At 58.7% G+C, this 17,110-nt stretch carries 10 protein-coding genes; 2 read left to right on the forward strand and 8 right to left on the reverse strand.

What is annotated here, in order from left to right:
* Positions 1-212: 212 nt before the first annotated feature.
* Positions 213-2,306 (reverse strand): 4-alpha-glucanotransferase, encoded by a 2,094-nt coding sequence (gene malQ / locus K5R89_RS13965; RefSeq protein WP_023291208.1) that lies wholly within the window; start codon positions 2,304-2,306, stop codon positions 213-215.
* 10 nt (positions 2,307-2,316) lie between these two features.
* On the reverse strand, positions 2,317-4,707 hold the full coding sequence (gene malP, locus K5R89_RS13970; protein ID WP_023291209.1) for a maltodextrin phosphorylase: 2,391 nt from the start codon (positions 4,705-4,707) through the stop codon (positions 2,317-2,319).
* Positions 4,708-5,331: 624 nt separating this feature from the next.
* On the opposite strand from malP, the gene malT reads away from it, so the two are divergent.
* Positions 5,332-8,037 (forward strand): HTH-type transcriptional regulator MalT, encoded by a 2,706-nt coding sequence (gene malT, locus K5R89_RS13975; protein ID WP_023291210.1) that lies wholly within the window; start codon positions 5,332-5,334, stop codon positions 8,035-8,037.
* Positions 8,038-8,052: 15 nt separating this feature from the next.
* On the opposite strand, the gene K5R89_RS13980 is transcribed toward malT, so the two are convergent.
* The 3 genes from K5R89_RS13980 to glpE are packed head-to-tail and all read right to left on the reverse strand — an operon-like array spanning position 8,053 to position 10,071.
* Positions 8,053-8,811: a DeoR/GlpR family transcriptional regulator gene (locus K5R89_RS13980; RefSeq protein ID WP_002920548.1), complete on the reverse strand. Its 759-nt coding sequence runs from the start codon at positions 8,809-8,811 to the stop codon at positions 8,053-8,055.
* Positions 8,812-8,860: 49 nt separating this feature from the next.
* Positions 8,861-9,691: a rhomboid family intramembrane serine protease GlpG gene (gene glpG / locus K5R89_RS13985; RefSeq protein WP_004151408.1), complete on the reverse strand. Its 831-nt coding sequence runs from the start codon at positions 9,689-9,691 to the stop codon at positions 8,861-8,863.
* Between the two features lie 50 nt (positions 9,692-9,741).
* Positions 9,742-10,071, reverse strand: a complete 330-nt coding sequence (gene glpE / locus K5R89_RS13990; protein ID WP_023291211.1) for a thiosulfate sulfurtransferase GlpE — start codon at positions 10,069-10,071, stop codon at positions 9,742-9,744.
* Positions 10,072-10,275: 204 nt separating this feature from the next.
* Here glpE and glpD point away from each other — a divergent pair, with 204 nt between their 5' ends.
* Positions 10,276-11,784 (forward strand): glycerol-3-phosphate dehydrogenase, encoded by a 1,509-nt coding sequence (gene glpD / locus K5R89_RS13995; protein ID WP_117127841.1) that lies wholly within the window; start codon positions 10,276-10,278, stop codon positions 11,782-11,784.
* Positions 11,785-11,885: 101 nt separating this feature from the next.
* On the opposite strand, the gene glgP is transcribed toward glpD, so the two are convergent.
* Genes glgP through glgC form a run of 3 tightly spaced genes read right to left on the reverse strand, consistent with a single transcriptional unit; the run spans position 11,886 to position 17,079 of the window.
* The gene (glgP, locus tag K5R89_RS14000; RefSeq protein WP_023291212.1) at positions 11,886-14,333 is read right to left on the reverse strand and encodes a glycogen phosphorylase; all 2,448 of its coding nucleotides are present in this window, start codon (positions 14,331-14,333) and stop codon (positions 11,886-11,888) included.
* A 17-nt stretch (positions 14,334-14,350) separates the two neighbouring features.
* On the reverse strand, positions 14,351-15,784 hold the full coding sequence (gene glgA / locus K5R89_RS14005) for a glycogen synthase GlgA (protein WP_004202133.1): 1,434 nt from the start codon (positions 15,782-15,784) through the stop codon (positions 14,351-14,353).
* Entirely contained in the window at positions 15,784-17,079 is a 1,296-nt protein-coding gene (glgC, locus tag K5R89_RS14010; RefSeq protein ID WP_002920566.1) for a glucose-1-phosphate adenylyltransferase, read from the reverse strand. Before glgC ends, glgA begins: the two co-directional genes overlap by 1 nt.
* Positions 17,080-17,110: the final 31 nt, after the last annotated feature.

Consider the following 17,110-nt stretch of genomic DNA (forward strand, 5'->3'; position numbering starts at 1 on the left):
GCTGAACAGGCGCTGGCCTGCGGAATGAGAAAGCGTGAGAAGAAAGCGTCAAGGCGCGACGCTTTCGGCAGGGGCGGGGGGGGGGCGGGGGGGGGGGGGGGGGGGTGGACGCCACCCCGAAAAAAAGAGGGGGCCGCCCCGCCCGGGGGGGGGCAATCCTTTTTTATCGGACATACTCTTCGCCGCGCTGAGGTGCGCGCGGCGGGGAGTCATCAGGAGGCGGCTTTTTTGCTCGCCGCCTTGCGCCGTTTATCCAGATCCTTAATCAGCTTATTGACCTGTTCATCGGCAAACATCTGCTCAAGGGTGACGGACAGCTTCCGGCGCCAGTTTGGGTACTCAGTGCTGGTGCCCGGAATATTGACCGGCGACGCCATCTCCAGCCAGTCTTCCGGCTGCAGGCCCAGCAGGGCGCTGTTGCTGTCGGCAATATAACGTTGCATCCCCCGGTTGAGGATCCCCGTCATGCTCATCAGGGAGGCCTTATGGCCGGCACGCTTGGGCAGACAGCCGTACTTATGCAGCGCATCCAGCAGCCCTTGCTTCGCCAGCTCACGGTCCTGGTACAGCCCGCGCAGCACCACCTCATCAGGATAGAGACCCAACGCTTTGCCTAACGTCAGATCGCCGCTTTCCCAGTAGCCGCGGAGGGTGGGCAGGTCGTGCGTCGTCGCCACAGCCATTGATTGCTCCGGGTACAGCGCCGGCGCGCGGAACGTTTTCTCTGCATCACTCTCAAAATAGAGCACCTTATACGAATAGACGCCGCTGTTGCGTAACTTGCTGACGATCTCCACCGGTACCGTGCCCAGATCTTCGCCGATGACCATGCAGCGATGACGCTGGCTTTCCAGCGCCAGAAGCGACAGCAGATCGTCGACGGGATACTGAACGTAAGCGCCATGGTCGGCGGTTTCACCATAGGGGATCCACCACAGACGCAGCACCGACATCACGTGATCGATACGCAGCGCGCCGCAGTTCTGCATATTGGCGCGCAGCAGGTCGATAAACGGCTCATAGGCGCGAGCGGCAATAATATGCGGATCCATCGGCGGCAGGCCCCAGTTCTGGCCCAGCGGACCCAGAATATCCGGCGGCGCGCCCACGGACGCTTTCAGACAGTACAGCTCACGGTCGCACCAGGTCTCCGACCCGCCTTCAGCGACGCCCACCGCCAGATCGCGGTAGAGGCCGATCGGCATCCCGTCGCGCTGGCTGGTTTCCCAGCAGGCGGCAAACTGGCTCCAGGCCAGCCACTGCAGCCAGAGATAGAAACTGACGTCGTCCTCATGCTCGACGCAGAAGGCTTTCACCTCCGGGCTGTCGATATCCTGAAAGGCCTTCGGCCAGGCCGGCCAGCCCCAGCGCAGCGGGTCCTGTTGAACCTGCCAGGCGTGCAGCGCATCGAAAGCGGCCTGCCAGTAGAGGCTTTCCCCTTCGCGCAGAACAAACTCGCGGAACGCCGTCATCTGTTCATCTTCACGACGGGAGAATCGTTTCCACGCCATACGCAGCGCGGTCATTTTCAGCGTGGTCACGGCGGTGTAATCCACATCATCCGTTTGCCGCGCCGCCTGCAAGGCCTGCTGGGTCGCAGCGGACTGCCACCACGCCTGCGCCTCTTCGCTACGCTGGAAATCTTCAACCGCGTTGACGTCGATATAGATGACGTTCAGCCAGCGCCGTGAAGACGGGCTATACGGACTGGCGCTCTCCGGGTTCGCCGGATAGAGGGCATGGATCGGGTTGAGGCCAATAAACGACCCGCCGCGGCGGGCGATTTCCGGGAGCATGGCGCGCAGATCGCCAAAATCGCCGATCCCCCAGTTTTTCTCCGAACGCAGGGTATACAGCTGCACGCAGGTGCCCCACAGCTTTTTCCCCTCTTTCAGCGGCTGCGGCTCATAGCAGCGGGCCGGGGCGACGATGGTCCGGCAGTGCCAGCGCTCCCCCTCCTGGGTGAGCGTCAGGGAGTGATACCCCTCCGGCAGTCTGGCCGGCAGCGGCAGCGTCTCGCCGCCGCGGGTTTTACCCTGATACTGCTTACCGTCCTCAGTGGTCAGGATCCACTGATACTCACCGCGTCCTGCCACCGGCAGCGACATTTTTTTGCCGTGGGTGAAGATCTTCACGTTCGGCAGCGGGTTAACCGCCACTTTCGTGGCGGCGGTTGAGCGATGCATCGCATCCAGCAGACGCTGTTTGGTGACAGCCGCGATAGACTGCGGCTTGCCGTGCGCGTTGATATAGCTGGGGCTGATGCCCGCCGCCAGCGCGGCATTATCGAGGCGTTTACTCTCCATAGGCCTTCCTTTAGCGTTTCGCCTGCCAGATACGTTGCTGATAATCGCGGATCGAGCGGTCGGAGCTGAACATGCCGCAGCGCGCAGTGTTGAGGATTGTCGCGCGGGTCCAGGCCTCCTGGTCGCGATACAGCTCATCTACCCGTTTTTGCGCCGCCACGTAGGCTTCGAAATCGGCCAGCACCAGATACGGGTCGCCGCCCTGCAGCAGACTATGCAGCATCTGGTCGAAGGCATGCTTATCGCCGTTGCTATAGGTGCCGTTCTCCAGCTCCTTAAGCACTGCATCGAGCAGTTTGTCTTTTTTACGCCATTTCAGCGGATCGTAGCCTTTCGCTTTCAGGGCTTTCACTTCTTCTACCGTGTGGCCGAAGATAAAGATGTTCTCTTCACCGACCTGCTCGGCGATTTCCACGTTGGCGCCATCCAGCGTCCCGACGGTCAGCGCGCCGTTCAGCGCCAGCTTCATGTTGCCGGTGCCAGAGGCTTCTTTGCCCGCGGTGGAGATCTGCTCGGAGATATCCGCCGCCGGGATCAGTTTTTCCGCAGCCGATACACAATAGTCCGGCAGGAAGACCACTTTCAGCTTATCGCCGACTTTCGGGTCGTTGTTAATCGCTTCCGCTACCTTGTTGATGGCAAAAATAATGTTTTTCGCCAGATAGTAGCCCGGCGCCGCTTTCGCGCCGAACAGGAAGACGCGCGGAACGCGGTCGGCCTGCGGGTTTTCGCGGATCTCTTTGTACAGCGCAAGGATATGCAGCAGGTTGAGGTGCTGACGCTTGTACTCGTGCAGACGTTTGATCTGAATGTCGAAAATCGCCTGCGGGTTGATCTCAATCCCGGTACGTTGCTTCACAAACTCAGCCAGATGAACTTTGTTGGCCTGCTTGATATCGCGATAAGTCTGACGGAATGCCGCATCGTCAGCGTATTTTTCCAGATTGATCAGCTGGTCGAGGTCATTGGCCCACTCTTTTTTCAGCGTCTCATCCAGCAGCGTGGCCAGCGCCGGGTTGCACTGCTTGATCCAGCGGCGCGGCGTGATGCCGTTGGTCACGTTATGGAATTTGTTCGGCCACAGCTGGTTATATTCCGGGAACAGATCTTTCACCACCAGGTCCGAGTGCAGCGCCGCCACGCCGTTGACGGCAAAACCGCCCACCACGCACATGTTGGCCATCCGCACCTGCTTGTCATGCACCACCGCCAGTTTCGCCCAGACCTGCTTATCGCCCGGCCAGGTTTTGTCCACCAGCAGTTTAAATTTGTCGTTAATCGCGTTGATGATCTGCATATGGCGCGGCAGCAGCGCTTTCACCAGCTTCTCATCCCAGCACTCCAGCGCTTCCGGCATCAGGGTATGGTTGGTGTAAGCAAAGGTTTTGCTGGTGATCGCCCAGGCGTCGTCCCAGCTCAGCTGGTGCTCGTCGATCAGCACGCGCAGCAGTTCCGGGATGGCGATGGTCGGGTGCGTATCGTTCAGCTGGATCACTTCGTAATCCGCCAGTTCGGCCAGCTTGCGGCCTGCCAGATGATGACGACGCAGGATATCGGCCACTGAGCAGGCGCACTGGAAGTACTGCTGCATCAGGCGCAGTTTTTTACCGGCCTGATGGTTGTCGTTCGGGTACAGCACCTTAGTCAGTTTTTCCGCGTCGATGCCCTGCTGCTCGGCGCGCAGGAAATCGCCGTCGTTGAATTTGGTCAGGTTAAACGGATGGGCGTGTTTGGCCTGCCACAGACGCAGCGGCTGGGCGACGTTGTTGCGATAGCCGAGCACCGGCAGATCCCAGGCTTCGCCGGTAATGACGAACGCCGGCTGCCATTCGCCGTTTTTGCTGACTTTGCCGCCGATGCCGACCTGGACATCCAGCGCCTCGTTATGGCGGAACCACGGGTAGCTGCTGCGACCCCAGTCGTCCGGGGCTTCCTTCTGCTGGCCATCGTCGAAGGACTGGCGGAACAGACCATACTGGTAATTGAGGCCGTAGCCGGTCGCCGACTGCCCCACGGTCGCCATGGAGTCGAGGAAGCAGGCTGCCAGACGGCCCAGGCCGCCGTTACCCAGCGCCGGGTCGGTCTCTTCTTCCAGCAGATCGGTGAGGTTGACGTCATAGCCTTTCAGCGCGTCGCTCACGCCCTCGTACCAGCCCAGGTTGAGCAGGTTGTTGCCGGTCAGGCGACCAATCAGAAACTCCATCGAGATGTAGTTAACGTGACGTTGTCCTTGCGCTGGTTTTGCCACCGGCTGCGCCGACAGAAGTTCCGCCAGCGCTCCGCTGACGGCGCGCCACCATTGACGCTGCGTCATCTCGGAAGCGGACTGTAAACCAAAACGCTGCCACTGACGCGTCAGTGCAGCCTGAAACTGAGCTTTGTTAAATGAAGTCTGTGACATAATGAGATCCGGGTCCTTTACTAAAACGATGGCGCTAGTGTGCCGACCTCCCGATTCATCGTCCTCATCCCGACGGGGATTAGACAGGGAGGAGTACCGGGGATGAGCGAAAAGTGTGATCCTGGCCACTATAGTGTGGGTGAGAAGGCCAAAATATGCTGTAAAAATCACCGCTGTATGACAGTCGAGATGTCACCTGTGCAGGGTAAAAATTTGTTACAGGCCACTACGCGGCAAAACGCTTCCCGCATTTCGCCTGGTTATTAAAAAAATGAATTGCGACCTCCGGGAAAATAAGCACATTTCATCACATTAATCCGCAAAAAAGATTACTTCTAAGAAATCACTGACAATAATTTAATAAAAACAAACAACTACTCCCGATATAAAATAAATCTCTCCCCGCTCCGCCAGCTGCCGGCTAAAAACCGCTGAGGACGAGTCCTGCCTGCGATTTTTACCCATTCGCAACCAATGTCGAAATTTGTGACATAGAGCAAATTCAAGAGCATAAACTTCGGACATAACTTGCAATAAATTTCATAATCACCGACCTTATTAGATATTAATTACGAAGCGCAAAAAAAATCGCAACCTCTCTCTTGCACAGCGAAATGTAGAACTATGTTGATTCCGTCCAAATTAAGTCGTCCGGTTCGCCTTGAACACACCGTGGTTCGTGAGCGTTTACTGGCGAAACTTTCCGGCGCGAACAATTATCGTCTCGTGCTGATCACCAGTCCTGCCGGGTACGGTAAAACAACGCTCATTTCTCAGTGGGCCGCAGGTAAAAACGATCTTGGGTGGTTTTCGCTGGACGAAGGCGACAACCAGCAGGAGCGTTTTGCCAGCTATCTGATCGCGGCGATCCAGCAGGCCACCGGCAACCACTGCGCGGCCAGTGAAGCGATGGTGCAAAAGCGCCAGTACGCCAGCCTCTCCTCTCTTTTTGCGCAGCTGTTTATTGAACTCGCCGACTGGCAGCGCCCGCTGTACCTCGTCATTGATGATTATCACCTGATCAATAATCCGGTGATCCATGACGCGATGCGCTTTTTCCTGCGCCATCAGCCGGAGAATATGACCCTCGTGGTCCTGTCGCGGAACCTGCCGCAGCTGGGCATTGCCAACCTGCGCGTCCGCGATCAGCTGCTGGAGATTGGCAGCCAGCAGCTGGCCTTTACCCACCAGGAAGCGAAACAATTTTTCGACTGTCGTCTGACGTCGCCTATCGAAGCCGACGACAGCAGTCGGCTGTGCGACGACGTCGCCGGGTGGGCCACCGCGCTGCAGCTCATCGCCCTCTCCGCCCGCCAGAATAACTCCTCCGCCCAACACTCCGCCCGTCGCCTCGCCGGGATTAACGCCAGCCATCTGTCGGATTATCTGGTGGATGAAGTGCTGGATAACGTCGACGCCCGCACGCGCAACTTTTTGCTGAAGAGCTCTCTGCTGCGCTCAATGAACGACGCGTTAATCGTGCGCGTCACCGGCGAAGAGAATGGCCAGATGCAGCTGGAGGAGATCGAACGTCAGGGGCTGTTCCTGCAGCGGATGGATGATTCCGGCGAATGGTTCCGCTATCACCCGCTGTTTGGCAGTTTCCTGCGCCAGCGCTGTCAGTGGGAGCTGGCGGTTGAACTGCCGGAGATCCACCGCGCCGCGGCGGAGAGCTGGATGGCGCAAGGCTTCCCCAGCGAGGCCATCCACCATGCGCTGGCGGCCGGCGATGCCAAAATGCTGCGCGATATCTTGCTCAATCACGCCTGGGGCATGTTCAACCATAGCGAACTGGGTCTGCTGGAGCAGTCGCTGTCGGCGCTGCCCTGGTCAAATCTGCTGGAAAATCCGCGCCTGATCCTGCTGCAGGCCTGGCTGATGCAGAGCCAGCATCGCTACAGCGAAGTCAACACCCTGCTGGCGCGCGCCGAGCAGGAGATGAGCGTCGAAATGGATACCGCGATGCATGGCGACTTCAACGCCCTGCGCGCGCAGGTGGCGATTAACGACGGCGACCAGGACGAAGCGGAACGACTGTCGATGGTGGCGCTGGAAGAGCTGCCGCTGGCCAACTATTACAGCCGCATCGTCGCCACCTCAGTACATGGCGAAGTCCTCCACTGTAAGGGGAAACTGACCAAATCTCTCGCCGTGATGCAGCAGACCGAACAGATGGCCCGCCGTCACGACGTCTGGCATTACGCCCTGTGGAGCATCATTCAGCAAAGCGAAATTCTGTTCGCCCAGGGCTTCCTGCAGGCCGCCTGGGAGAGCCAGGAGAAAGCCTTCCATCTGGTACGCGAACAGCATCTTGAGCAGCTGCCGATGCATGAGTTCCTGCTGCGCATCCGCTCTCAGCTGCTGTGGGCATGGGCGCGCCTCGACGAGGCTGAAGCCTGCGCCCGCCAGGGGATGGCGGTTCTCTCAACTTATCAACCGCAGCAGCAGCTGCAGTGTCTGGCGCTGATGGTGCAATGCTCGCTGGCGCGCGGCGATCTGGATAATGCCCGTAGCCACCTGAACCGGCTGGAAAACCTGCTCGGTAACGGTCACTACCACAGCGACTGGGTCTCCAACGCCGACAAGGTGCGGGTGATCTACTGGCAGATGACCGGCGATAAAACCGCGGCGGCCAACTGGCTGCGCCAGACGCCGAAGCCGGAATTCGCCAATAACCACTTCCTGCAGAGCCAGTGGCGCAATATTGCCCGCGCGCAGATCCTGCTGGGCGATTTCGAACCGGCGGAAATGGTGCTGGAAGAGCTGAACGAAAATGCGCGCTCACTGCGTTTGATGAGCGATCTCAACCGCAACCTGCTGCTGCTCAACCAGCTGTACTGGCAGGCAGGACGCAAGAGCGAAGCGCAGAAAGCCCTGCTGGAAGCCCTGACGCTCGCCAACCGCACCGGCTTTATCAACCACTTTGTGATTGAAGGCGAGGCGATGGCCCAGCAGCTGCGCCAGCTGATCCAGCTGAACACCCTGCCGGAGCTGGAGCAGCATCGCGCCCAGCGCATTCTGCGCGACATCAACCAGCATCATCGCCACAAATTCGCCCACTTTGACGAAGGGTTCGTCGAGCGGCTGCTGAATCACCCGGAGGTGCCGGAGCTTATCCGCACCAGCCCGCTGACCCAGCGCGAATGGCAGGTGCTTGGCTTAATCTATTCCGGCTACAGCAACGAGCAGATTGCCGGCGAGCTTGACGTGGCGGCCACCACCATCAAGACCCATATTCGCAACCTGTATCAGAAACTGGGCGTCGCCCACCGTCAGGACGCGGTGCAGCATGCCCAGCAGTTGCTTAAGATGATGGGATACGGCGTCTGACGACGCCGTTGTCGCTTAGCACAGCTCGAGCTGGAGGTTGTTATCGGTGATGACCTTGAGCACGCCCGCCGGGGGCAGCACATCGGTATAGACCGCATCGACCATGCTGATGCTGCCCATGTTGACCATCGCGTTACGGCCAAACTTGGTATGATCCACCACCAGCATCACGTGGCGTGAATTCTCAATAATCGCGCGCTTGGTGCGCACTTCATGATAATCAAACTCCAGCAGCGAGCCATCGCTGTCGACGCCGCTGATGCCGAGAATGCCGAAGTCGAGACGGAACTGCGAGATAAAGTCGAGGGTGGCTTCCCCGATGATCCCGCCGTCGCGGCTGCGCAGTTCGCCGCCGGCGAGAATAATGCGGAAGTCCTCTTTCACCATCAGCGTGTTGGCGACGTTCAGGTTATTGGTCACAATCCGCAAATCGTTGTGATCGAGCAGGGCGTGCGCCACCGCTTCCGGCGTGGTGCCGATATCGATAAACAGCGTCGCCCCGTCCGGGATCTCGCTGGCCACCCGCCGGGCGATACGCTCTTTCTCCGCCGTCTGGGTCGCTTTGCGATCGTGCCAGGAGGTGTTCACCGAGCTGGAGGGCAGCGCCGCGCCGCCGTGATGACGGAGGATCATTTTCTGTTCGGCTAAATCGTTCAGGTCGCGGCGGATGGTCTGCGGGCTGACCGCGAACTGCTCAACCAGCTCTTCCGTGCTGACGTAACCCTGTTTTTTTACCAGCTCGATAATGGCGTCATGACGTTGTGTTTGTTTCATGAAATATCCCTGGAAAAATGTCGCCTACCCGACCCCTGTCGGTAAGTCTTTATGCGCGTTTTCGCCCATGCAAGGTATCGACAAACGCCATCGCCAGGCCGGTCGCCAGACCAGCCACGTGCGCGCCGTTAGCGATCGCCATGCCGAAAACGTCAAACCAGCCAGCAATTAACCACACTAAAGAGAAGAGTATCAACCCGCGCTGCAGATAAATACCGCTCTGCGGATCGCGCTCGCCCCGCAGCCAGACATAGCCCATCAGCGCGTAAACCACGCCCGACAGCCCGCCAAACCACGGGCCGCTAAACTGGTGCTGCACAAAGCCGCTCAGCAGGGCGCTGATGACGGTGATCACCACCAGCTTGCCGCTGCCGATGCGCTTTTCCACCGCGCCGCCGAGATACCACCACCATAGCAGGTTGAAGAGAATATGCATCAGCGAGAAATGCATGAAAGCATGGCTGAAATAGCGCCAGGCTTCGAACTGCAGCGAAGGATCGTAGGGCCAGGCCAGCCAAATCATCACCGGCTGATCGCCCAGCAGATTTTGCAGGATGAACACCGCGATGCAGATCAGCAGAATCGCCCAGGTGAACGGGCCGGCGTTATGCCGCAGCGTGGCAAAGAAAGGAAAGCGCTGATAGCGCAACCCGCTGTTGGTCTGTCCGGACTGCCAGCTCGCCGCCAGATAGCGCGGGTCCGCCGGGTTTTCGAGAAAACGCGCCAGCTCAGCCCTGACGCGCCCGGCCTGACTCTCATCAGCCAGCCAGACGTCGCTCTGGGTGTGCTGCTGGATAGTCAGGATAATCCCCTGCGTCGCCATATAATCGACAAACGCCTGGGCCACGCGCGGGTTGGCAAAAGAGGTAATCATTAACATGCAGCGAATCGCTTATTCCACACAAAGGGAGATAGTATACCTGCCAGTCGTTAAAACGTCCCGTGCGCCACTTCCGCCGGGAAATGGCGATGCCAGGCGTCGAACCCGCCGTCAACGCTGTAGACCTTATCAAACCCCTGCTGCAGCAGATACTGCGCGGCGCCCTTGCTGCTGTTGCCGTGATAGCACATCACCATCACCGCCGTGTCAAAGTCGTTGTCACGCATAAACGCGCCCAGGGTATCGTTGGTCAGATGAAACGCGCCCGGCGTATGGCCCATCGCATAGCTTTGCGGATCGCGGATATCGACCAAAACCGCCGTCTGCTGATGCAGTTTCTGGTGCGCTTCTTCAACGTTGATACATTCAAACTGTTCCATGGTTCTCTTCTCTTTCTCGTCATGACGGGCAGTGGCCGGCCCAATTTTACCCTGTAGTGTACCGTCAGGCGGTAAAGAAACGCCAATATGTTACACCCATCACTCCAAAATGTTTTTTTGATGTTACCAAAAGCGCGTTTGTTTGCTATAGTGAGCGATATCGAGCATTTGTGAGCTTAAACGAAAGTGTGAGAGGGTAAGAACGTGGAAACCAAAGATCTGATTGTGATAGGCGGAGGCATCAACGGTGCCGGTATCGCGGCAGATGCCGCCGGGCGTGGTTTATCCGTACTGATGCTGGAAGCGCGCGATCTCGCCTGCGCCACCTCCAGCGCCAGTTCCAAACTGATCCACGGCGGGCTACGCTACCTCGAACACTATGAGTTCCGCCTGGTCAGCGAAGCGCTGGCCGAACGCGAAGTGCTGTTAAAAATGGCCCCGCATATCGCCTTCCCGATGCGCTTTCGTCTCCCGCATCGCCCGCATCTGCGTCCGGCATGGATGATCCGCATCGGCTTGTTTATGTACGATCATCTGGGCAAACGCACCAGTCTGCCGGGATCCACCGGCTTGCGTTTTGGCGCAGAATCGGTACTTAAGCCGGAAATTGTGCGCGGTTTCGAATATTCCGACTGCTGGGTCGACGATGCCCGCCTGGTACTGGCCAACGCGCAGATGGTCGTCCGCAAAGGCGGCGAGGTGCGGACCCGCACTCGCGCCATCTCGGCAAAACGGGAGAACGGCCTGTGGGTGGTGGAAGCGGAAGATATCGATAGCGGCGAGAAGTTTACCTGGAAGGCGCGCGGTCTGGTCAATGCCACCGGTCCATGGGTCAAACAGTTCTTCGACGAAGGGATGCATCTCCGCTCGCCTTACGGTATCCGCCTGATCAAGGGCAGCCACATCGTGGTGCCGCGGGTGCATACCCAGAAGCAGGCCTACATTCTGCAAAACGAAGATAAACGTATTGTGTTTGTTATCCCGTGGATGGATGAGTTCTCCATCATCGGCACGACGGACGTCGAGTATAAGGGCGATCCGAAAGCGGTGGCCATTGATGATAAAGAGATTAATTACCTGCTGAACGTCTATAACGCGCACTTTAAAAAGACCCTCAGCCGGAACGATATCGTCTGGACCTACTCCGGCGTCCGTCCGCTGTGCGATGACGAGTCGGATTCACCGCAGGCGATCACCCGCGACTACACGCTGGATATTCACGATGAGAACGGCCAGGCGCCGCTGCTCTCCGTCTTCGGCGGGAAGCTGACCACCTATCGCAAACTGGCCGAGCATGCGCTGGAAAAACTGACCCCCTATTACAAAGGGATCGGCCCGGCATGGACCAAAACCGCGGTGCTCCCAGGCGGCGATATCGGCGGCGACCGCGACGACTACGCGGCAAAACTGCGCCGTCGCTTCCCGTTCATCAGTGAATCACTGGCCCGCCATTATGCCCGCACCTACGGGAGCAACAGCGAGTGGATCCTCAAGGAAGCCAGCGCCCTGAGCGATCTGGGGGAAGATTTCGGCCATGAGTTTTATGAAGCCGAGCTGAAGTATCTGGTTGAACATGAATGGGTGCGCAGCCTGGATGACGCCATCTGGCGTCGAACCAAACAGGGCATGTGGCTGAATGGCGAGCAGCAGGCGCGCATCAGCGAATGGCTGGCGCAGCATGCGGGAAAGTCTGAGCTGTCGTTAGCGTCTTAACGCGCCCGGCTGCGCGGGCCTGGGGAAACGCCTGAGGCCGGATCCAACCGCAATAATGAAACAACGGGGCCAAATGGCCCCGTTGTGTTGCGTTGACTGGCTTACAGCCTTACCGGGTCGATATGCCAGATGTATTTCGCGTACTCCTGGATCGTCCGGTCGGAAGAGAAGTAGCCCATATTGGCAATATTCAGCATCGCCTTGTAGGCCCACTCTTCCGGATGTTGATACAGCTCGTCGACGCGATCCTGGCAGTCCACATAGCTACGATAGTCCGCCAGCACCTGGTAGTGGTCGCCAAAGTTAATCAGCGAATCCAGCAGGTCGCGGTAGCGCCCCGGTTCCGCCGGGCTGAAAACGCCGGTACCGATCTGCGTCAGCGCCTGGTGAAGCTCTTCATCCTGCTCGTAATATTCGCGAGGTTTATAGCCGCTGCGACGCAGCTCCTCCACCTCTTCCGCGGTGTTGCCGAAGATAAAGATATTCTCTTCGCCCACGTGCTCCTGCATCTCCACGTTCGCCCCGTCGAGGGTGCCGATCGTCAGCGCGCCGTTAAGGGCAAACTTCATATTACTGGTGCCGGAGGCTTCCGTGCCTGCGAGCGAGATCTGTTCCGACAGATCTGCCGCCGGAATGATCAGCTGCGCCAGGCTGACGCTGTAGTTGGGGATAAAAACGACCTTCAGCTTGTCGCCAATCTGCGGATCGTTATTGATCACCGCCGCCACATCGTTGATCAGGTGAATAATATGCTTGGCCATGTAGTAGGCTGAAGCCGCCTTACCGGCGAAAATGTTCACCCGCGGCACCCACTCCGCCTGCGGATCGGCTTTGATCCGGTTATAGCGGGTAATGACGTGCAGCACATTCATCAGCTGGCGTTTGTACTCGTGAATGCGTTTGATCTGCACATCAAACAGCGCCTTCGGATTCACCACCACATTAAGCTGCTGCGCAATATAGCTGGCCAGCCGCTGTTTGTTTTCCAGTTTAGCCTGACGCACTGCCTGATTGACCGTCGGATAGTCGATATGCTGCTTCAGCTCGTCAAGCTGGCTCAGATCGGTCCGCCAGGTGCGGCCGATATGCTCATCCAGCACTTTCGACAGCGGCGGGTTGGCCAGCGCCAGCCAGCGGCGCGGCGTGACGCCGTTGGTCACGTTGATAAAGCGCATCGGGAAAATTTTGGCGAATTCGGCAAACAGCGACTCCACCATCAATCGGGAATGTAGCTCCGACACCCCATTGACCTTGTGGCTGACCACCACCGCCAGCCAGGCCATCCGCACGCGACGGCCGTTTGACTCGTCGATAATCGAGGTCCGGCTGAGCAGCGCGGTATCGTTGGGATACTGCTCCTGCAGGGTCTTGAGGAAGTAGTCGTTAATCTCAAAGATAATCTGCAGATGGCGCGGGAGAATTTTGCCCAGCATATCCACCGGCCAGGTCTCGAGCGCTTCGCTCATCAGGGTATGGTTGGTATAGGAGAAGACCTGACAGGTCACCTCGAACGCCTCGTCCCAGCTGAATTTATGCTCGTCGATAAGCAGGCGCATCAGCTCCGGTATCGACAGCACCGGGTGGGTGTCATTCAGGTGGATGGCTATCTTGTCCGCCAGGTTGTCATAGGTCTTATGCAACAGATAGTGGCGGTTCAGAATATCCTGCACCGTGGCCGAGACGAGGAAATACTCCTGGCGCAGGCGCAGCTCGCGGCCGGAGTAGGTCGAGTCGTCCGGATAGAGGACGCGGGAGACGTTTTCGGAGTGGTTCTTATCCTCTACCGCGGCGAAGTAGTCGCCCTGGTTAAACTTACCGAGGTTAATTTCGCTACTGGCCTGCGCGCTCCACAGACGCAGCGTGTTGGTGGCGTCGGTGTCAAAGCCGGGGATAATCTGATCGTAGGCTTCGGCAATGATCTCTTCCGTCTCTATCCAGCGGGTTTTCTTCCCCTCCTGCTGAATGCGGCCGCCGAAGCGCACTTTATAGCGGGTGTTGTGGCGCTCAAACTCCCACGGGTTACCGTACTCCAGCCAGTAGTCAGGGGACTCTTTTTGCCGGCCATCGACGATATTCTGTTTAAACATCCCGTAGTCGTAGCGGATCCCGTAGCCACGTCCCGGCAGCCCCAGCGCCGCCAGGGAGTCAAGGAAGCAGGCCGCCAGGCGGCCCAGACCGCCGTTGCCAAGCCCCGGGTCGTTCTCTTCATCGATCAGCTCTTCAAGATCGAGCCCCATCTCCGCCAGCGCGCTGCTCACATCGTCATAGATGCCGAGCGACAACAGGGCATTCGAGAGGGTACGGCCGATCAGGAACTCCATCGACAGATAGTATACCTGACGCACTTCCTGCGAGAGCTGCGCGCGGTTGGAGCGCAGCCAGCGCTCCACCATGCGATCGCGAACGGCAAACAGCGTGGCGTTAAGCCATTCATGCTTGTTGGCGATGGCCGGATCTTTACCGATGATAAACATCAGCTTATAGGCAATAGAATGTTTTAACGCCTCAACGCTCAGCGTCGGTGATGCATAGCTAAAGGGTACATTCATAACAATGACTCCAGTGATTACATCAAGCGTTGATAAAGTTCGCGATAGGAGTTCGCGGCAACCTGCCAGCTAAAATCCATATTCATCGCCTGACGCTGCACATAGCGCCAGAGCGATGGGCGCGACCAGAGGACAAAGGCGCGACGTATAGCGCGCAGCAATGACAGCGCATTGCTGTCCTCAAAGACAAAACCTGTCGCCAGACCATCGGCAAGGTTCTCCAGCGAACTGTCAGAGACCGTGTCCGCCAGCCCGCCGGTACGGCGCACCAGCGGCAGCGTACCGTACTTCAGACCGTACAGCTGGGTCAGGCCGCAGGGTTCAAAGCGGCTCGGGACCAGAATGACGTCGGCGCCCCCCATAATGCGGTGGGAGAAGGCCTCATGATAGCCAATCTGCACCCCCACCTTGCCCGGGTGTTCGGCAGCGGCGGCGAGGAACCCTTCCTGCAGCACCGGATCGCCGGCGCCCAGCAGCGCCAGCTGGCCGCCCTGCTCAAGCAGGCCCGGCAGCGCTTCAAGCACCAGATCGAGCCCTTTCTGGCTGGTGAGACGGCTGACGACGGCAAACAGCGGCGCTTTATCATCGACCTTCAGGCCCATGGCGATCTGCAGCTGACGCTTGTTCTCCGCCTTCTCCTCCAGCGTGTCGCGATCGTAGCGCATCGGCAGCAGGAGGTCGTTTTGCGGGCTCCAGATACCGTCGTCAACGCCGTTGAGAATTCCCGACAGCCGCCCTTCATGATGGCGCTGACGCAGCAGCCCCTCCATGCCGTAGGCGTACTGCGGCTCAGTGATCTCGCGCGCGTAGGTCGGGCTCACCGCCGTAATATGGTCGGCGTAGTAAAGACCGGCCTTCAGAAACGAGATCTGGCCGTTAAACTCGAGGCCATGCATGTTGTAAAACGACCACGGCAGCTCGATATCATTCATATGCCAGGAGTAAAACATCCCCTGGTACGCCAGGTTGTGCACGGTAAAGACCGATTTAGCCGGACGCCCGCGCGCCGCCAGGTAGGCCGGCGTCAGGCCGGCGTGCCAGTCGTGGGCATGGACCACATCCGGGCGCCAGAACGGATCCAGTCCGCTGGCCATTTCGCTTCCCACCCAGCCCAGCAGCGCAAAGCGCAGAACGTTGTCGGTATAAGCGTGCTGGTTGGTATCGTGGTAAGGGCTCCCCGGCCGGTCATAGAGATGCGGGGCGTCTATCAGATAGATCCCCACGCCGTTAAAGTGGCCGTACAGCAGCGTGATCCGCCCGGCGAACGTATCCCGGCGGGTCACCACCTGGGCATCCACCACGCCGCGGCGGATATCGGGAAACGCCGGCAACAGCACGCGCGTATCGATACCCTCCGCGATTTGCGCCGCCGGCAGCGCGCCGATGACGTCCGCCAGACCGCCCGTCTTTAACAGCGGGAACATCTCAGAACATACATGTAAGACCTGCATTAGCGCTCCTGTTTGTGCCCCAATTTCCGCAGCATGTCGCGGGTCACCAGCACGATACCTTCCTCTGAGCGATAGAAGCGGCGTGCATCCTCTTCCGCGTTCTCACCAATCACCATTCCTTCCGGGATGACGCAGGCGCGGTCAATCACGCAGCGACGCAGGCGGCATGAGCGCCCCACCCAGACATCTGGCAACAACACTGCCGAATCAATGTTACAGAATGAGTTCACCCGCACGCGCGGGAACAGCACCGACTGCACCACCACCGACCCGGAGATAATGCAGCCCCCGGAGACCAGCGAGTTCAGGGTCATGCCGTGGCTTCCGGAACGGTCCTGCACGAACTTCGCCGGCGGCAGCGATTCCATATGGGTACGGATCGGCCAGTTCTGGTCGTACATATCCAGCTCCGGCGTGACTGACGCCAGATCGAGGTTGGCCTTCCAGTAGGCCTCCAGCGTCCCCACGTCGCGCCAGTACGGCTCGGCGTTCGGGTCGGACTGCACGCAGGAGAGCGGGAAAGGATGTGCATAAGCCATGCCAGCTTCGGTGATCTTCGGAATGATGTCTTTGCCGAAATCATGGCTGGAGTTCTCGTTGCGATCGTCTTCCTCCAGCAGCTCATAAAGATAGGCGGCGTCGAAGACATAAATGCCCATGCTGGCCAGCGATTTGGTCGGGTCGGTCGGCATCGCCGGCGGGTTGGCGGGTTTCTCGACAAACTCAATGATTTTTTCGTTTTCGTCGACCGCCATGACGCCGAAGGCGGATGCCTCTTCAATGGGCACCGGCATGCAGGCCACGGTGCAACGCGCCCCTTTTTCGACATGGTCGATCAGCATGCGCGAGTAGTCCTGCTTATAAATATGGTCGCCCGCGAGGATCACCACGTACTCGGCCTTGTAGCGGCTGATGATGTCCAGGTTCTGCGTCACCGCGTCCGCCGTGCCGCGATACCAGTTTTCGCCGTGTACGCGCTGTTGGGCCGGCAGCAGATCGACAAACTCGTTCATCTCTTCGCTGAAGAACGACCAGCCGCGCTGGATGTGCTGCACCAGCGTGTGCGACTGATACTGGGTAATAACGCCGATGCGGCGGATCCCTGAGTTAATGCAGTTAGATAATGCGAAATCGATAATACGGAACTTGCCGCCGAAGTGAACGGCAGGTTTCGCACGCTTAATGGTGAGATCCTTAAGCCGGGTGCCACGGCCGCCCGCGAGGATCAACGCCACGGATTTGATAGGTAATTGACGCGCCAGCATCAGCGGATCGTTTTTTTCAAGCCTAACCATGATTAACTCCTTTTTACACCCCCGCTTTCCT

The organism is Klebsiella sp. TF21-TM (genome assembly GCF_019753495.1).
In the GTDB taxonomy this organism is placed as follows: Bacteria; Pseudomonadota; Gammaproteobacteria; order Enterobacterales; family Enterobacteriaceae; genus Klebsiella; species Klebsiella quasipneumoniae.

What these genes read in the sequence shown, in the direction of transcription:
- glpG (WP_004151408.1), bottom strand. Translation starts at nt 9,691, where the DNA reads ATGTTAATGATTACCTCTTTTGCCAACCCGCGCGTGGCCCAGGCGTTT.
- glgC (WP_002920566.1), bottom strand. Translation starts at nt 17,079, where the DNA reads ATGGTTAGGCTTGAAAAAAACGATCCGCTGATGCTGGCGCGTCAATTA.
- glgP (WP_023291212.1), bottom strand. Translation starts at nt 14,333, where the DNA reads ATGAATGTACCCTTTAGCTATGCATCACCGACGCTGAGCGTTGAGGCG.
- malQ (WP_023291208.1), bottom strand. Translation starts at nt 2,306, where the DNA reads ATGGAGAGTAAACGCCTCGATAATGCCGCGCTGGCGGCGGGCATCAGC.
- malT (WP_023291210.1), top strand. Translation starts at nt 5,332, where the DNA reads ATGTTGATTCCGTCCAAATTAAGTCGTCCGGTTCGCCTTGAACACACC.
- glpE (WP_023291211.1), bottom strand. Translation starts at nt 10,071, where the DNA reads ATGGAACAGTTTGAATGTATCAACGTTGAAGAAGCGCACCAGAAACTG.
- malP (WP_023291209.1), bottom strand. Translation starts at nt 4,707, where the DNA reads ATGTCACAGACTTCATTTAACAAAGCTCAGTTTCAGGCTGCACTGACG.
- K5R89_RS13980 (WP_002920548.1), bottom strand. Translation starts at nt 8,811, where the DNA reads ATGAAACAAACACAACGTCATGACGCCATTATCGAGCTGGTAAAAAAA.
- glgA (WP_004202133.1), bottom strand. Translation starts at nt 15,784, where the DNA reads ATGCAGGTCTTACATGTATGTTCTGAGATGTTCCCGCTGTTAAAGACG.